Origin of the sequence: Rhodococcus cercidiphylli, from assembly GCF_033042225.1 — a bacterium.
In the GTDB taxonomy this organism is placed as follows: Bacteria; Actinomycetota; Actinomycetes; order Mycobacteriales; family Mycobacteriaceae; genus Rhodococcoides.
Map to the genome: position 1 here is coordinate 531,726 of NZ_JAWLKE010000003.1, position 15,944 is coordinate 547,669.

Below are 15,944 nucleotides of genomic sequence, written 5' to 3' on the forward strand. Positions count from 1 at the left end.
TAAGTTCGGATGATGACTGAAGTTCAGAACATCGGCATCAACACGCTGGGTGGTGCGCCCACCTCGCTCGACGAGTACGCCGGAAGAGCCGTCCTCGTGGTCAATGTCGCCTCCAAGTGCGGACTGACCCCGCAGTACGAAAAGCTCGAGAAGCTCGCCAACGAATACTCGGCGCGAGGCCTGTCTGTCGTCGGAGTGCCCTGCAATCAGTTCGGTGGCCAGGAACCCGGCACCGCAGAAGAGATCGAGACCTTTTGCTCCACCACGTACGGCATCACGTTCGCGATGACCGAGAAGGTCGACGTCAACGGTGACAACCAGCACCCGTTGTACGCCGAACTGACCAAGACCGAAGACGCCGACGGCAAGGCCGGAGACGTCCAGTGGAACTTCGAGAAGTTCCTGATCTCGCCCGACGGCGTCGTGACCGATCGTTTCCGTCCGCGCACCGAGCCGGACGCACCCGAGGTGCTCGCAGCGATCGACAAGATCCTGCCGAAGGACACGATGGTCGTTTAGCTTCTGTCTGCATCGACGTCGAGCCTCGTTCACGCTGGTGTGCGAGGCTCGAGTCATGTCTGGACGCCTGATCGTGTCGGTGAGCGGAATCAAGAACGACACCTACGAGCACGCCGCCGAGTTCGCGCGGATCCTCGACGGTCGCGGCGTTCCGCTGTCGCTGCTCGTCGCACCTCGGTTGAAGGACAAATACCGCCTCGCAGCCGACGTGCCCACCCAGGACTGGCTGAGGGCGCGACGCGACGGTGGCGACGCGATCGTTCTGCACGGCTACGACCAGGCCGCGACGAAGCGTCGACGATCCGAGTTCTCCTCGCTGCCGCGTCACGAAGCACGACTGCGTCTGATGGCCGCCGACCGCGTCATGGAACAGACGGGCCTGCGCACCCGAATCTTCGCCGCTCCGCGCTGGATCGCCTCACCCGGAGCCGTCGAAGCCCTCCCCGACGCGGGCTTCCGAATGTTGGCTGCGCTGAATAGTATTCACAACCTCGACCGGGACGGCGTGGTACGCGCCAGAGTGTGGGGAATCGGCGAAGGCTTCAAAGCCGAACCCTGGTGGTTCAAGGCACTGGTACTCGGCGCAGGCCGCACCGCCCGACGTGACGGAGTGGTGCGCCTGGCCATCAGTGCCAAGCAACTCGGACGCCCAGGACCGCGACAGGCAATCCTCGACGCCATCGACCTCTCCCTGCACCACGGAGCCGACGCCGGCGTGTACGAATGGCTGCCGTGCAGCAACACTCGCGTGGCCTAGCAAGCCGTTCGCTGCCCCCACCCCGCCCGACCGGCTCCACCCCGCCCCGCGTCAATGGACCCTTGCACGCCTCAGACGTATGCAATGTGCCCATTCACGCACATCCTGTAGGTGCGTGAATGTGACACTGCACCGCTCAGACGTCTGCAGTGGTCCATTGACGCGAACGGGGTGGGGGGGTGGGGCCCCGGGGGAGCGTCGGTCAGCTGCTGGTCGTCGAGTACGACGCCACATTCTCGAGTTCCGGCGCAACGGTGTGGCGCGTGCAGGAAGTCAAGCGTTTGACGTACTCCTGATTTTCTCGAAGATCCCGCGCGACATGGTCGGAGGACCACCCAGCATGCTGCTCCAGAATCCGTCCCACCGCCTCGGCGGCACCGTCCTGCGCGCCGGGTTCGATGCCGATCATGATGCGCCGATGCAGGATGTCGGCCAGGGTGACCGCGTATTCCTCTCGGATTGCCAGCATCACTTCGGCGGCCAGGAACGCACCGCGACCGTGTCCGACCACCTCTGCCAGTTCCGGCTCGGTGCGCGTCAACTCGAGCAGTTCGTCCACGCGGCTGCCGTACACGGCCACCAATCGGTCCACAAGATGTTCGGATAGACCCAGATCGTCTGCAGCCGCACGTAATCCGCGAGCAGGATCAGGACCTGCGCCGGGCAGTGGCGTGGTGCGTGCACAGAACGTCGGCTTCGGGCGCTTCATCTTTCGGTAGACCATCGTCAGCGTCTCCTCGGCCAGCGACAGGTGCGGCGTCAGTTTGCCGCCCACCACGGAGATCAGACCTTCCAGCTCGTCGTGGTCGACGATGTCGTGGCTGCGGGAGATGGCCCGAGTGTCCCCATCGGCTTGGAAGGGGAGTGGCCGAACACCCGCGTACGTCATCACCACCGACTCGCGCGTCAATCCCGCACCGGGGATCAACTCGTTGGTTTCGGCCAGGATGTAGTCGATCTCGTCCTGTGTTGCCGCGACGGTGTCCAGGTCGCCGTCGAAGCGGTCGTCGGTGGTTCCGATGAGAAAGTGCCCACGCCACGGAATGACGAGCACGGCGCGGTTGTCCGATCGAGCCTCGTAGTACACCGCGCACGTCGGAGCGCCGGGGAACGGCCCGACGACGGCGTGAGTTCCTTTGGTACCGCCGATCAATCGCGGCATCGAGGGTGCGGAACCGACCAGGACGTCATCGACCCACGGCCCGGCCGCGTTGACGACGACCGTGGCCCGAACCACGGCGGATCGTCCGGTCGTGACGTCGAGGAGTTCGACTCCGGTGACCGTGGATCCCCTCGTGGTCAACGCAATTGCCTGGGTGTGGTTGCGCACTGTCGCACCGTGACGCGCCGCGTCGAGCACATTCTCGACGACCAATCGCTCGGCGAACTCGACCTGGCCGTCGTAGTAGTGCAGACCACCCGCGAGTGACGAGGTGTCCAGACCGCCGAGTTCGACGGCCATCGCCTTCTTGTTCAATCTGCGGTGTCGAGGCACCGACTTGTTCCAGGACAAGGCGTCGTACATAGCCATGCCCACCCGCATCATCCAACCCGGTTTGTGGTTGTGGCCGTAGAGCGGAACGACGAACGGCAACGGCTTGACCAGATGAGAAGCAATGTCGAACAGTGCTTCCCGGTCGCGCAGAGACTCGTGCACCAGTGCGAACTCCATGAATTCGAGGTAGCGAAGTCCGCCGTGCATCAACCTGCTCGACCAACTGGACGTGCCGCCCCCGAAATCTCCCTTGTCGATCAGGAGAGTTCGGGTGCCCTGCAGTGCGGCCTCGCGGGCGATCGCCGCCCCGTTGATGCCCGCACCGATCACGACGAGGTCGTACTCGTGCGCGGCCACCTCGTCGAGATCCAGTCGTGTGGTGTTACTCATGTCTGTCCTTCTCGTCGTTCCGCTCGGTCTGTGGACCTGTTGCTGTGCAGTTACTTTCGGCCCGCAGACTGCTGCCATGGGCGAGCCTGGTAGACGGTTCCCGGGCGTGGATAGAATTTGCCCGACGCCAATCGGCGGGTGTAGCTGTCGATCGGCGTCGCGTCGGGATCAATTCTGATCTCGACGACGGTGGGTCCTTCGGTGCTGAAGGCCTTGTCGAATGCGTTGGCCAGCTCGTCGGCCGAGGTGACCAGAATTCCCTGCATTCCCAGACCTGCCGCCGCCGCGGCATACGAGGTGCTGGCCTTCTCGCTCTCCAGGTCCACGGAGTAGCGCAGGCCTTCGTAGTGGAGGTGCTCCCACATGCGGAGCCATCCCCAGGTTCCGTTGTTGAGGACGACGTGCACGATGTTCATGCCGTGGGCGGCCTGGGTGGCCAATTCGCCTACCGAGTAACTGAATCCGCCGTCGCCCGAGACGGTGACGATGCGCGCTTCGGGGCGGGCTTTCGCGGCACCCATCGACGCCGGGGTCGAGTAGCCGAGCCCGCCCTGTCCGCGTGCGAACAGGAAGTTGCGTCCCGGCACCGGGTTCTTCAGGTAGTTCGATATCCAGCCCGCGCTGAAGCTGGCGTCGGAGACGACGATGTCGTGGGGCCGCAGATGCTTGGCCAGTTCGGTCATGGCCCTCGGCGGCATGACCGGGCTCGCCTCACTCAGTCTCAGTGGTTCGGTCGATGCCCATGCGGCGATCTTCGACTCCGCAATTCGCTTCTGCCACTCCGGAACCGACTTGGGTTCCACGAGCGGGACGAGCGCTTCGAGGGTGGCCTTGACATCGCCCAGCAGTCCGGACGAAGGCCCGAAGGTTCGGCCGAGCTGACTGCCGTCGACGTCGACCTGGATGGTCATCTGCTCCGGACGGGGCAGGGCCCAGTTCAGCGACGTGTTCTGTCCCACTTTGGATCCCAACCAGATGATGAGATCGGCCTCGCCGGCCAGCTCACGCGCGGCCTGTGATCCGAGTGGGTTCAGTACGCCCACCGAGTAGCTTTCGGTCTCGGTGACCGAGCCCTTGCCGGTGAAGCTGGTGCCCACTGCGGCGCCGACGCGAGTGGCGAACTCGGCGAGCTCCGCGGTTGCTCCCGAACCCAGAACGCCGCCGCCGGCGATGATGTACGGACGCTCGGCCTTCGCGATCAGCGCTGCGGCGGTGCGCAGTTCGTCGTCGGAGGGCCTGCTTCGGTAGGCAGGTGCGGAGTTGAATCTTTCCTCTACCTGGAGATCTGTTTCTTCCCACTCCTCGTCCAGCACATCGTGGGGAATCACCACGGCCGTCGGGCCGGGCTTGCCGGTGGTGGCAGTGCGAAACGCCGCTCGCACCAGATCGGGGACCGTCTCCAGGTCCGGTGCCAGCCAGGACTGCTTGGTCATGGTCTGCAGGAACGGCATCTGATCGAATCCCTGGGAACCGACTCCACCGTCGCGCAGCGGAACCCAGGACCGTGGGAGTTCGCCGACGATGGCAACGATGGGCACCGAGGCGTTCATGCTCTCGATGAGTCCGTCGGGAAGCTTCGTCGTGCCGGGGCCGACGGTCACGTCGACGATTCCCGGCTTACCGCTCACTCGTGCGTAGGCGTCGGCGGCGTAGGCCGCGGAACGCTCGTCACGGCAGCCGAGATGGGACATGTCTTTCCTGTTGGACAGACCCTGGTAGAACGCAGCCGTCTGGCCGCCGGGCTGTCCGAACACCTGTGTCACTCCGTGCTTGCGCAGAATTTCTGCGACGAGATCGCCACCGTGTGGCATGAGACACGCTCCTTGTTGTCGGGTCGAGAGTTGTTGGTGCGTCGAGGGAATGGTCTTCGGGTTCAGAGTCCGCCACCGGACTCGGCGGCCCGGTGGAGTACGCGGTCGATGAATTCGTCTGTCCAGCGGCCGGATACGAGCAGCGCGTCGCACAGCGTGAATCGATCTCGCATGAGCGGAAGTGTGCGCATGATCCACCGAACAGTCTCGCGGTCGACAGGAGGTGTCAGCTGCGAAAACCTGGTCGGTGCGCCGATGGCTGCCAGATCGGCAGCGATGTCGGCTGCGGGTCGGAGAAGGGCAACCAACGCGCGGCGGTGATCGGGCCAGTTCGCCACGAAATCGTCGAGTTCACTGCTCGCGCTCGACCATCTGTCCATCTTGGTCGCCACATTGCGGGCACAGGCGGCTCCGACCCTGCCCGAGGGGTCGATCGATTCCCATGCCCCGATGACCGAGGACTCAAGGTCCGGAATCGGTGTGACCGCGTCGTCGACGTCGATGGCGAGAGCATCGAAGGATTCGATTGCACTCTCCCACAACGCCGCTGATATCACCGCGGCGACACCCACCTGAGCGCCGTGCAGGTCGTGGTCGGTACCTCGGGCCACTGCCGCCATGTCGATCAGGTGGCTGATCAGGTGCTCGCAGCCCGACACCACGGCCGTCGTTCCGGTGACACCGATGCCGAGACCCCCGTAGGTGAGGGTATCGAGTAGTGCTTCGAGATCCAGCTCCGTCAGCGACGGTGCATCTCGAAGTCGCTCCGCCGCTGCACCGATCACGGCCAGAACGTCGGAGTCGAACTCGGTGTCCATGCCCAGAGTGCACGCCAGATACCAGTCGGCAGGTGCGCACCAGATCGCGGCCGCATCTCCGAATCCTGCTCTGGTCAGCGCGGCCGGTGCGTGGGCGACCACGTCGTGATCGATGAGCAAGGCGACGGGCCAGGCGGTGGGAACTGTGCTCTTGGTGCCGCTGCGGACCAGCACCGACAGTGGATCGGAGAAGCCGTTGACCGATGCACATGTCTGGATCACCACGAGGGGAACGCCATGCCGATGGGAGAGCACCTTGCCGAGGTCCACGATGGTGCCACCGCCGACGGCCACGATGGCCGCACACCCCGCGCTGGCGGCGGTGGAACCGTCCACCGTTGTTTCGTCGAGAACCACCGTCCCGTGCCGGTGGTTCGGGACCGACACCTTGGCCGTGAAGTGGCGGGCAACAGTGCTCTCGATCTCGGCGAGGACGTCGCGTGAACCCACCGAGATCGGTGTGCCGTCGTGCAGGATCACCGCCGTACCCGACGCGTCGAGTTCTGCCAGAACGGAGTTCAACTCCGCCAACGCCCCCGGAGCACTGACGAGCGTGCGGAGTGTCGACGCGGCGTGGTCGATGCCGATCTGCGCGAGATAATGCGCTGTGTCCGTCGTCGCGCCGACGGTCTGCGGCCGGCTCATCCTGCGCTCCGAGTCGATCGAACAGGCAGCAGATCATCGACCGATTCGACGATGTACGTGGGCCGACCCTCTGGCTCTGCCCGGTCGACATCGTCGAGAGTCGATTCGCCGGTAAGCACGAGAGCCGTCGAGGTGCCGGCGTTCACCCCCATGGCGATGTCGGTGGTGAGTCGGTCGCCGATGACGAGTGTGGTGGCCGGATCGATCCCGGTGAGCGCGCTGATGGTCTCGAACATGAACGTGCTGGGTTTGCCCATCTGCGCAACGGCGACGACTCCTGCGCTCGCCTCGATGGCCGCCGTCACGGCCGCCGCGTCCGGGTCGCCGAATCCTCCTGGGAGAGGGCAGAACCGGTCGGGGTTGGTGGAGACGAGAATTGCGCGACGGTAGACGGAGAGTGCCTCGAAGGCGATCTTGAGTTTGCGGTAGTCGAATCCGCGGTCGTAGCTCGCGACCACGACGTCGATCTCCCGTGGATCCTCGCTCAGTTCGAGGCCGGCAGCCGAGATCGAGTCCTTCAGCGGCTGTTCACCGATGACGAAGATCTTGCTTTCCGAGGCATGCTCGGCCAACCACCGCACCGTCGTCATCGACGTGGTTATCACGTCGGACACCTGCGCCGGTATGCCGAGCGAGGTGAGCTTGTCGGCGTACTGCTGCGGCGCACGGGTGGGGTTGTTGCTGCAGAACACAACTCGACGACCAAGGTCGCGGAGCGCTGCGATCAGGTGCGCTGCACCGGGCAGCAGTTCGTCGCCGAGATAGAGCGTGCCGTCGAGGTCGAAGACGTAGGACTCGAACAGGTGTGTCGGCCTGTGCAGAATCGACTGTGTGAGTGTCGACGTCGGCGTCATCGGGTCGTCACCTTGCGGGCCCAACCCTTGGAGAGTTCGACGGCCTCGATCCAGCCCGCGTACATTTCCTCGGCCTTGGTGCGGTCCATCTTGGGCTCGAAGGTGCGGTCCACCGACCACAGTGCCTCGATCTCGTCGAGGGATTCCCATACCCCGGTGCTCAATCCGGCCATCAGCGTCGCCCCCAGCGCAGTGGCTTCGGTGATGGCGGGCCGGATCACGGGGATGCCGAGGATATCGGCCTGGAGTTGGCAGAGCATGTTGTTGTTCACCGCGCCGCCGTCGACCCGCAGCTCGGGCAACGTGACCTGACCGTTCGCGGTGATCGCGTCCACGACATCGCGGGTTTGGAAGACCATGGATTCGACGGCTGCGCGGATGATGTGCAATCTGTTGGTGGAGCTGCTCATTCCGACGATGCAGGCACGGGCGTAGGGATCCCAGGTCGGTGCGGCGAGTCCGGTGAAGGCGGGAACCAGGTAGACACCGTCGGTGCTGGCCACCTGGCCTCCGTACCATTCGCAATCCGCAGCTCCGTGAATGAGTTTCATGTCGTCGCGCAGCCACTGCATGGTCTTGCCCATGCTGAACAGCACGCCCTCGTTCTCGTAGCGGACATCGTCGCCGACACCCCAGGCCACGGATGTCGTTGCGCCCTCGACCATCTGCGGGGTGTCGCCGCAGTTGATCGTCAGAACTCCTGCTGTTCCGTACGTCATCTTGGCCTGACCGGCTCGGAAGCAGACCTGCCCGAAGAGTCCGGCTTGCTGATCGCCCATGTTGGACGCGATGGGAATCGGGGCCCCGAACGTGGCACCGGCGTCGCCGACGATCGTGTCCGAGGAGACGACCTTCGCGAGCATGCAGCGCGGAATGCCGTAGGCGTCGAGCAGATCCTGATCCCATTCACGGGTGTGGATGTTGAACATCATGGTTCGCGAGGCGTTGGAGTAGTCGGTGACATGGGCGCACCGTCCGGTGAGGTTCCAGATCAGCCAGGTGTCGATGGTGCCCGCCAACAGTTCCCCCTTCTCGGCCCGCTCGTGCGCTCCCGGCACGGTCTCGAGAATCCAGGCGATCTTGGACGCGGAGTAGTAGGCGTCCGAGTTCAGGCCGGTGCGCTCGCGAATGACGGAGTCGAGTCCGCGTTCCCGCCACCGCTCGATCACGCCGTTGCTCTGGCGCGACGCCCAGACCACCGCGTTGTGGATCGGTCGCCCGGTCTCCTTGTCCCACACCACGGCCGTTTCCCGTTGGTTCGTCAGTGCGATCGCGGTGATGTCGGTCGGTTCGAGATCGGCGCTCCGCAGTGCCTCGCGCATCGTTTCCAGCTGTGCGGTGAGGATTTCGAGGGGATCGTGTTCGATCCATCCCGAGTTCGGATAGATCTGAGTGATTTCGCGTTGCGCTACCGCGCGGACCTCGCACTTCTCGTCGAAGATGAGAGTTCTTGCGCTGGTGGTGCCTTCGTCGATTCCGAGAATGTACTGAGTCATGGCTGACGCTCTTTCCGTCGTGTCGTGGCGAGATGGGGTTGGTGTTTCGGGTGAGATCGAGTTACCGCTGTGGGGCCGACGGGCCGGTTCAGATTTGTCCGAATATCAGTTGGGTGCCGACGATCAGCGATGTCGTGACGGCGATGGCGCACGCCGGAGGGTCGAAGTGGCTGTCTCCGAGCGTGTGGAAGATGCGGGAGCTGAGCTCTGCGAGAAAAGCGCTGAACAATCCCACTCCGACGGCCGCCACCAGTGCGATCGTGCTGGGCGCACCTGCGGAGAGAACGGCGACGGCGGCCAAGCCGGCGGGCAACGTGATGTGATGCGATACCGGACCGGACAGGCCGATCTGCAGCAGCAGGAGTGTCGTGGCACTGAATCCGAAGAGCAGGATGGGGCCCAGTGCTCGGGCCGACTCCGGAAGGCTGACGATCAGCCAGCCCGCGGCCAGTCCGAAGCCGACAGCGACGGTGGCAACCTGCAGCCGGTGCGATTGGAACGGTAGCCAGGCCTGCGTCGCGGTCGGGTGCCACCGGGTGGCGATCTGTGCGCCCGGGCCACCTCGGTTCGATGCCACCAGTCCGGTGCGTCCGAACGAAAGGCGCGTTGCCGCAGCAAGAATCACGACCGTGAGGGCGACAGTATCGGTGAGCACCACCGCCGAGGTAATCGTCGAGTCGATGCTCACGGCGGATTTGAGCGCCTTTTCGACTGCGAATCCGAGAACTCCGAATGCGCCGCCGACGAGCAGCACGCTGCTGCTACCCAGGCCGACCAGCGGCGAGAGAATGTTCTTGCCGTCGTCCAGCTTGCCGGTGCGTTTGGCGTATGCCGCCGCCGCAACCGCCCCGACGAACGCCACCTGGGGGCCGAGAAAGGGCCCGAATGCCAACTGCCCCAGGAAGTCGTAGTCGGAACCGGCCAGCGCAGCCACCACGCCGACGATGCAGAAGATGCCGCAGAGACTGAAGACGAACAGTCCGCCGAGGGCAGCGCCGACCAACCCACCGCCGAATGCGGCGATGTACGCGACCAGTTGAAGATCCACGGCAAGAGTCCTTTGTTCGAGACGGTGAGGTGCCCGTTCACGGGTCCTCGTGGTGGAGCCCGTCCACTCCTGGCCCGAGGTGACGGGTGGGAATGCGGGGCGAAACCTCTTCGAAAGCCATCGGCCGCACCAGGCGGGGACGGTGACCGAGGGAGCTCGTGTTCGAGCGGCGCCGGGTTGAGAGGAAACGACTTCGTGTTTATGCCGGTTTGTGCGGCTTAGTGACGAAGTTAACTCACGGTGGAGTGGCAGTCAACATCTACCGAGCGGTAATATTTACGACTTCAAACCCCATTTCACTAGGCAGCTTGGTGAAACTATGTGATCCTTGTCATCTAGTCCTGAGGCGGTAGCCCTCCGCACGGGATCGCAAGAGCTGCATTAATCCGCAGCCGGGATGGTGGTCATGGAGCAATACATCGTCGGCATCGACGCCGGCGGAACCTTCGTCAAAGCGGGGCTGTTCGACGCGAACGGGCACGAATTGGCCGCATCGAAGGAGCGAAGCCCGCACTCGACGTCCAGCGGCGGCAGGCGTGAACAAGATCCCGATGCACTGTTCGGTGCCGTGTGCTCCGCGGCGCAGGCCCTGCTTCGCTCGTCGGGCATCGGTCCGCGCGACATAGCCGCGATATCGGTCACCGGCTACGGCAGCGGGTTGTGGCTGGTCGACGAGCACGGCGCGGCGCTCGGGAACGGCATCCTCTCGACAGATGTCAGGACCGAACTCGAACCAGCATCAGCACTGGACGAGGTCACGGCGGCACGGGTTGCGCACATGGTGTCGCAACGAGGGTGGAGCGGACAGACCGCGGCGTTGTTGAGATGGTTCGACGAGCACGAGCCGTCGATGCTGCCCAGGGTGCATCGCGTCCTTGCCTGCAAGGACTACATCAGGTCTCGATTGTGCGGGGACATGTCCACCGATCACACCGATGCCGGGCTGACCGGCTTGTGCGACATCGAGCGAAGTTCATGGTCGGAGGACGCACTCGACTTGCTTGGACTCTCGCAGTGGCGCGCCGTGTTGCCGAGTATCGGGCCGGGCGCAGAGAAGGTCGGCGTAGTCACCGCCGTGGCCGCCGAACTGACCGGATTCGCGGTGGGCACCCCAGTGGTTCGGGGAGTGGTCGACGTTGCCGCGTGCGCGGTCGCCTCACGAGTGCTCGACAGAAGTCACATGTCCGTTGTCGCAGGAACATTCGGAATCGATCAAACGCTGCATCGACGCCCCAGAACCAGCAGGCCCCCGTTGCTCCAGTGCCGGTACGTCACGGGGGAGATGTATCTCGCGAGCGAAGGCGGGATCACGTCGGCGAGCAACCTCGAATGGTGTTGTCGCTCGCTGTTCGGCGGACCGGCCGACGACGCCAGGAACCGAGGGGGAGACCTCTATCGGATGTGCGACGAGGCCGTGACTCGCGCGTATGCCCGAGATCGATTGGGCGACATGATGTTCTTTCCGTATCTGTTCGGTGGACCCGGGGGTGCGCCGGCCGGCCTGCTCGGGGCTGTCGCCGAGGACGGGTTCGACGAGGCGGCGCTGGCTGTGTACGAGGGAATCGCCTACGCGCACAGAGCGGATATCGAGTCGCTCCTGGGCGGCGAGGACGCAGCTCGGCCGGGCGTCGTCCGGATGTCGGGGGGTGCCTCGCTCAGCCCGATCTGGCCGCAGATATTCGCCGACGTTCTCGGACTGCGCGTGGACGTCGCCGACCGAGGGGAAATCGGGGTCCGTGGTGCTGCGATCACAGCTGCGATGGGAATCGGGATGTTTCCGGAATTCGCCTCCGCTGCATCGGCATTCACGCCTACGCTGCGATCCTACGAACCCGATCCGCAGCAGGTGGCGGTGATGGCTGTTCGATACGCGCGCCATCGCGCAACGACCACGGCACTGGCTGCGGTCTGGAGCAGAGCAGATTCGGTCGACGATCGCTACTGCGCCCGGTCCGTCGTAGCAGCGGATGCCTGACCGCCCTGTTCGATGTCGTCGACGGAGATGCACTCGACGCCGCTGTCGCGATACTGCCGCAGAAGTGCGGGATCGAGGCCGGGCTCGACCGCAAGCGTGGTGATCGCCGAGAGCGGAGCGACCTGGAATGCGCCGGAATAGCCCAGCTTGTCGCTGGTGCACAGGACGATCGAGCGGTGGGCCCCCTCGATCATCGCCCGTTTGATCTGCGCTTCCTCGTACTCGAAATGAGTGATACCGGAGTCGACGTTGATGCCCAGAATGCCGAGGATCGCGACATCGGCATTGATCGACTCGTACGTCTTGAGAGTCTGCGCGCCCACCGTCACCATGGCGTTCTTCAGGAGGCGACCCCCGACCACGACGACCTCGCAGTGGGGATGCTCCGCGAGGTTCACCGCGGTCGACGGGCTGTGCGTGACGAACGTCGCGCGAAGTTGGGGGTCGAGCTGTTTCGTCACCTCGATTGCCGTCGTACCGCCGTCGATGAGAATCACCTGGCTGTCCTGCAGCAGGCTTGCGGCAGCACGGGCGACGAGCGACTTGGCCGACGCCTCCTGGCCCCGCCGATCCCGGTAGTCCTGGTGCAACGTGGACACCACCAGCGCTCCGCCGTGCACTCGCTTCAATTTTCCTTCCGCTCCGAGCTCGTCCAGATCCCGGCGAATGGTGTCCTCGGAGACGTCGAACGTGACGGCGAGTTCGGAAGACAGAATCTTGCCCGTCGTGCGCAGTAGCTCGAGGATTCGGAAGTGCCGCTCGGGCTTGAGGAGTGTGGCCACCAGGGCATCGTATCCGTCGACCGCGGTCGTAGACTCGGATCGATGAGTGCTTCTAGCGTGACCCTGGACGACGTCGCCCACGCACATCGACTTCTACGCGAACGTAATCCGCTGGTCCAGTGTCTGACCAACACCGTGTCGGTGCAATTCGTCGCCAACGCGCTGTTGGCTGCGGGTGCCGCTCCGGCGATGGTGGACAACCCCGAGGAAGCGGCCGGTTTCGCCGAGATCGCCGACGCGGTCCTGATCAACCTCGGAACTCCGACGGCTGCCCAGGTGGAGAGTGCTCACCTGGCGTCGGCCGCAGCGAGGGCAGCGGGGAAGCCGTGGGTACTCGATCCGGTGGGAGCCGGCGGTCTGCCGTGGCGAACCCAGGTGGCCGTCGAGCTACTTGTCAACCGGCCCAGCGTCATTCGCGCCAATGCGTCGGAGATCATGGGGCTGGCAGGTGCGGACGGCGGATCGCGCGGAGTGGATTCGTCTGCGCAGGTGGCGGATTCGGTCGATGCGGCGAGTTCATTGTTGGATCGAGCCGACGTGGTGGCGGCATCGGGGGAGACCGATCACATTCTCGGCCCGGATGTCATGGTGAAGGTCGGCGGCGGAAGTGCACTGCTGCAGCGGGTTACCGCGACCGGATGTGCCCTCGGTGCGCTGACGGCTGCCTACTGCGCGGTGTCACCGAGTGCTTTGATCGGTGCCGTCGCGGCGCACGCGCATGTCGCGGTGGCGTCGGAGATCGCTGCCCGTTCGAATACGCGGCCGGGGTCCTTCGCCGCCGCGTTCCTCGACGGACTCGACACGGTCGACGAGTCGGCACTACGTGAATTGGTTCGGCTCGACATCGGCTGGCCTGAATGACGCGCGCTCCAGTGTGCAGCTGGTGCTCCACTGTGCTGCCATATTCGCGGGAATGTCGCGAATTGTGCGCGTAGTGGCGCGAAAATTGCAGACCGCCTGGATGTAACGGCACCTTGATCGAAACGTGATGTAACGGAACATGTTTGCGAGCGGACATACCTGGCATCGGGCAAATCGAACCAGGTGGTCTTCATGAAACGACTTCTACTCCTCGTAGTCAGTGCAACAGCCCTCGTCGCCTGCGGCGGAGCGGAGCAAGGAACCCCCGCGGCAGCACCGTCCCCGGCCGTTCCGGCAACCACCCAGGCAAGTCCGGCACCGGTGACACCCGACCCGGCCACCGTGACCGAGGGAGCACAGCCGCAGCGGACGCCACCCGAGGAGGCCAGCGACCTGGTTCCGATGGGTACGTCGGAAGCCGAGCCACTGTGCCTGGATCTGACGTGGGGGCAGGTACCGCAGGCCGTGGACTCGCTGCCGCTCGTGTTCGCAGATTCACCGTGGGTCGCTACCGACATGGGCGATCCCTGTGCGTCGTTCACCTGGGTCGAAGCCATGCCGTACGGCGCGACGGTGAGCACGCCGACGCATCTGCTCTTCTTCCACGACGCCGAATATCTGGGTACGGCCACGCTCGAGCCTTACGGATTCACCTCTGTTGCTGCGCAATCCGCCGACACCGTCACAGTGAACTACCGCTGGCCGCTCGCGAACGATGCCAATGCCAATCCCACCGGCGGACCGGTGACGATCGACTATCAGTGGGACGGGACGCAGGTGACCATGATCGGCACCCTCCCGCCCGAGGTCACCGGCTAGATCGAGACGGACGATTCCTCGGGAAGCTCGCGGATTTCGGCGTCGGACATCTCCTTGAAGCGGCCGTAGTAGACGCCCCTGGCCTGCTCCGCGACGATGGCCTGGTGGATGGGGAATGCCATCCTGGGGTTCACTGCTCGCAGGAATTCGACGGTCTCGGAGAGCTTCGACCACGGTGCGGCAGCGGGGAGCGCGAGAACCTCGACCTGTTGCTCGGGGACGAACAGCGAGTCACCCGGGTGGAACAGCTGGCCCGGATTCTCCGGAGTGCCGAGCAGGTAACCGGTGTTGTCGATCTCCGGCAGTTCGGGATGGATGACGGCATGGGTGCCGCCGACGCCGGTGACCGTGATCCCGCCGACCGTGAAGGCCTGACCCGCGGGAGCCGGAGTCCACTGGCCGCCGAGTTGGCCCGCGGTCATCGGATCGGCGTGCAGTGCCGCACGCGGATTCGCCTCCACCAGAGCGGGAAGTCGCTGCAGATCGACGTGATCCGGGTGCTGATGGGTGACGAGGATCGCGTCGAGTCCGGTGATGCCCTCGAAACCGTGAGAGAACGTGCCGGGATCGAACAGCACGGTGGTGCCGTTGAGTTCGACGAGAACGCAGGAATGTCCGAAGTGTGTCAGCCGCATGGTCCCCACAGTAAGCGCGGTTTCGCGCCTCCCGCCAGGGCTGCGTAGACTCCCACCTGCCGGTAACCAGCCGTACGTATTTCAAGGAGCGCTTTCGTGGCCCGAGTCGTTGTCGATGTCATGCCCAAGGCCGAGATTCTCGATCCGCAGGGTCAGGCGATCGCCGGTGCACTGGGCCGTCTTGGCATCTCCGGTGTGTCCGACGTCCGCCAGGGCAAGCGTTTCGAACTCGAGGTCGACGACACGGTCGACGACGCCGAGCTCGAGAAGATCGCGGAATCGCTGCTGGCCAACACCGTCATCGAGGACTGGACGGTCACCCGCGTATCGGTAGAGCCCGCCGCATGAGCGCCCGCGTAGGAGTCATCACTTTCCCCGGGACTCTCGACGACGTCGACGCCTCTCGCGCGGTCACCCTCGCCGGCGGCGAAGCCGTCAGCCTCTGGCATGCCGACGCCGATCTGAAGAACGTCGACGCCATCGTGGTCCCCGGCGGATTCTCGTACGGCGACTACCTCCGCGCCGGAGCGATCGCTCGCTTCGCCCCCGTGATGGAGTCCGTCGTCAAGGCCGCCGAGGGCGGTATGCCGATCCTCGGTATCTGCAACGGCTTTCAGGTGCTCTGCGAAGTAGGCCTGCTTCCCGGCGCTCTGACCCGCAACGAAGGGCTGCACTTCGTCTGCCGCGATCAGTGGCTGGCAGTGGAGAACACCGACACCGCGTGGTCTTCGCGATACGAGCCCGGTGCCGAAATTCTGATCCCGGTCAAGAATGCCGAGGGTCGATTCCAGGCACCGCAGAACGTGCTCGACGAGCTCGAGGGCGAGGGCCGGGTGGTCTTCCGTTACAGCGGCAGCAACCCGAACGGATCGCAGCGTGGGATCGCCGGGATCTCCTCGGCCAACGGTCGAGTCGTCGGTTTGATGCCGCACCCCGAACACGCCACCGAGCCGCTCACCGGACCGAGCGACGACGGCCTCGGCATCTTCTATTCGGCACTGGACACGATCGTCAACGCCTGACTCGAACGTGTCGGTGG

The 15,944-nt window shown here is 64.7% G+C and carries 15 protein-coding genes; 7 read left to right on the plus strand and 8 right to left on the minus strand.

Features of this window, described 5'->3' with window-relative positions; translation table 11 throughout:
- Positions 1-9 precede the first annotated feature (9 nt).
- Complete coding sequence (locus R3P95_RS09620) at positions 10-519, plus strand: glutathione peroxidase (protein WP_317548199.1); 510 nt, start codon at positions 10-12, stop codon at positions 517-519.
- Positions 520-574: 55 nt separating this feature from the next.
- Positions 575-1,276, plus strand: coding sequence for a DUF2334 domain-containing protein (locus R3P95_RS09625; RefSeq protein WP_317548200.1), 702 nt, complete (start codon positions 575-577; stop codon positions 1,274-1,276).
- Positions 1,277-1,478: 202 nt separating this feature from the next.
- On the opposite strand, the gene R3P95_RS09630 is transcribed toward R3P95_RS09625, so the two are convergent.
- The 6 genes from R3P95_RS09630 to R3P95_RS09655 form a co-directional block, all read right to left on the minus strand.
- Positions 1,479-3,161 carry a glycerol-3-phosphate dehydrogenase/oxidase gene (locus R3P95_RS09630; protein WP_317548202.1) on the minus strand — a complete coding sequence of 561 codons (1,683 nt, stop codon included), beginning with the start codon at positions 3,159-3,161 and terminating at the stop codon, positions 1,479-1,481.
- 50 nt (positions 3,162-3,211) lie between these two features.
- Positions 3,212-4,972 carry a thiamine pyrophosphate-binding protein gene (locus R3P95_RS09635; RefSeq protein ID WP_094686797.1) on the minus strand — a complete coding sequence of 587 codons (1,761 nt, stop codon included), beginning with the start codon at positions 4,970-4,972 and terminating at the stop codon, positions 3,212-3,214.
- A gap of 62 nt (positions 4,973-5,034) precedes the next feature.
- Positions 5,035-6,435: an iron-containing alcohol dehydrogenase gene (locus R3P95_RS09640; RefSeq protein WP_317548204.1), complete on the minus strand. Its 1,401-nt coding sequence runs from the start codon at positions 6,433-6,435 to the stop codon at positions 5,035-5,037.
- Entirely contained in the window at positions 6,432-7,289 is an 858-nt protein-coding gene (locus R3P95_RS09645; RefSeq protein WP_317548205.1) for an HAD-IIA family hydrolase, read from the minus strand. The genes R3P95_RS09640 and R3P95_RS09645 overlap by 4 nt, the downstream gene beginning before the upstream one ends.
- Positions 7,286-8,785, minus strand: coding sequence for a glycerol kinase GlpK (gene glpK, locus R3P95_RS09650; protein WP_094645726.1), 1,500 nt, complete (start codon positions 8,783-8,785; stop codon positions 7,286-7,288). The genes R3P95_RS09645 and glpK overlap by 4 nt, the downstream gene beginning before the upstream one ends.
- Before the next feature lie 88 nt (positions 8,786-8,873).
- Complete coding sequence (locus R3P95_RS09655; protein ID WP_317548206.1) at positions 8,874-9,833, minus strand: hypothetical protein; 960 nt, start codon at positions 9,831-9,833, stop codon at positions 8,874-8,876.
- 406 nt (positions 9,834-10,239) lie between these two features.
- Here R3P95_RS09655 and R3P95_RS09660 point away from each other — a divergent pair, with 406 nt between their 5' ends.
- The gene (locus tag R3P95_RS09660) at positions 10,240-11,808 is read left to right on the plus strand and encodes an FGGY-family carbohydrate kinase (RefSeq protein WP_317548207.1); all 1,569 of its coding nucleotides are present in this window, start codon (positions 10,240-10,242) and stop codon (positions 11,806-11,808) included.
- On the opposite strand, the gene R3P95_RS09665 is transcribed toward R3P95_RS09660, so the two are convergent.
- Positions 11,772-12,590, minus strand: coding sequence for a DeoR/GlpR family DNA-binding transcription regulator (locus R3P95_RS09665; protein WP_317548208.1), 819 nt, complete (start codon positions 12,588-12,590; stop codon positions 11,772-11,774). The genes R3P95_RS09660 and R3P95_RS09665 overlap by 37 nt on opposite strands.
- A 42-nt stretch (positions 12,591-12,632) precedes the next feature.
- On the opposite strand from R3P95_RS09665, the gene thiM reads away from it, so the two are divergent.
- Positions 12,633-13,451 (plus strand): hydroxyethylthiazole kinase, encoded by an 819-nt coding sequence (gene thiM, locus R3P95_RS09670; RefSeq protein ID WP_317548209.1) that lies wholly within the window; start codon positions 12,633-12,635, stop codon positions 13,449-13,451.
- A gap of 192 nt (positions 13,452-13,643) precedes the next feature.
- A complete protein-coding gene (locus R3P95_RS09675) occupies positions 13,644-14,270 on the plus strand; it encodes an LppP/LprE family lipoprotein (protein ID WP_317548211.1) in 627 nt (208 codons plus the stop codon).
- Here R3P95_RS09675 and R3P95_RS09680 read toward each other — a convergent pair.
- Positions 14,267-14,905 carry an MBL fold metallo-hydrolase gene (locus R3P95_RS09680; protein ID WP_068049930.1) on the minus strand — a complete coding sequence of 213 codons (639 nt, stop codon included), beginning with the start codon at positions 14,903-14,905 and terminating at the stop codon, positions 14,267-14,269. The two genes, R3P95_RS09675 and R3P95_RS09680, sit on opposite strands and share 4 nt — an antisense overlap.
- Before the next feature lie 96 nt (positions 14,906-15,001).
- Here R3P95_RS09680 and purS point away from each other — a divergent pair, with 96 nt between their 5' ends.
- Both purS and purQ read left to right on the plus strand, forming a co-directional pair.
- Entirely contained in the window at positions 15,002-15,253 is a 252-nt protein-coding gene (purS, locus tag R3P95_RS09685; RefSeq protein ID WP_032395924.1) for a phosphoribosylformylglycinamidine synthase subunit PurS, read from the plus strand.
- Positions 15,250-15,927 carry a phosphoribosylformylglycinamidine synthase subunit PurQ gene (gene purQ, locus R3P95_RS09690; RefSeq protein ID WP_068283306.1) on the plus strand — a complete coding sequence of 226 codons (678 nt, stop codon included), beginning with the start codon at positions 15,250-15,252 and terminating at the stop codon, positions 15,925-15,927. Before purS ends, purQ begins: the two co-directional genes overlap by 4 nt.
- Positions 15,928-15,944 lie beyond the last annotated feature (17 nt).

What these genes read in the sequence shown, in the direction of transcription:
- R3P95_RS09645 (WP_317548205.1), bottom strand. Translation starts at nt 7,289, where the DNA reads ATGACGCCGACGTCGACACTCACACAGTCGATTCTGCACAGGCCGACA.
- R3P95_RS09625 (WP_317548200.1), top strand. Translation starts at nt 575, where the DNA reads ATGTCTGGACGCCTGATCGTGTCGGTGAGCGGAATCAAGAACGACACC.
- R3P95_RS09680 (WP_068049930.1), bottom strand. Translation starts at nt 14,905, where the DNA reads ATGCGGCTGACACACTTCGGACATTCCTGCGTTCTCGTCGAACTCAAC.
- R3P95_RS09635 (WP_094686797.1), bottom strand. Translation starts at nt 4,972, where the DNA reads ATGCCACACGGTGGCGATCTCGTCGCAGAAATTCTGCGCAAGCACGGA.
- thiM (WP_317548209.1), top strand. Translation starts at nt 12,633, where the DNA reads ATGAGTGCTTCTAGCGTGACCCTGGACGACGTCGCCCACGCACATCGA.
- R3P95_RS09620 (WP_317548199.1), top strand. Translation starts at nt 10, where the DNA reads ATGATGACTGAAGTTCAGAACATCGGCATCAACACGCTGGGTGGTGCG.
- R3P95_RS09675 (WP_317548211.1), top strand. Translation starts at nt 13,644, where the DNA reads ATGAAACGACTTCTACTCCTCGTAGTCAGTGCAACAGCCCTCGTCGCC.
- R3P95_RS09640 (WP_317548204.1), bottom strand. Translation starts at nt 6,435, where the DNA reads ATGAGCCGGCCGCAGACCGTCGGCGCGACGACGGACACAGCGCATTAT.
- purQ (WP_068283306.1), top strand. Translation starts at nt 15,250, where the DNA reads ATGAGCGCCCGCGTAGGAGTCATCACTTTCCCCGGGACTCTCGACGAC.
- R3P95_RS09660 (WP_317548207.1), top strand. Translation starts at nt 10,240, where the DNA reads ATGGAGCAATACATCGTCGGCATCGACGCCGGCGGAACCTTCGTCAAA.
- R3P95_RS09630 (WP_317548202.1), bottom strand. Translation starts at nt 3,161, where the DNA reads ATGAGTAACACCACACGACTGGATCTCGACGAGGTGGCCGCGCACGAG.
- glpK (WP_094645726.1), bottom strand. Translation starts at nt 8,785, where the DNA reads ATGACTCAGTACATTCTCGGAATCGACGAAGGCACCACCAGCGCAAGA.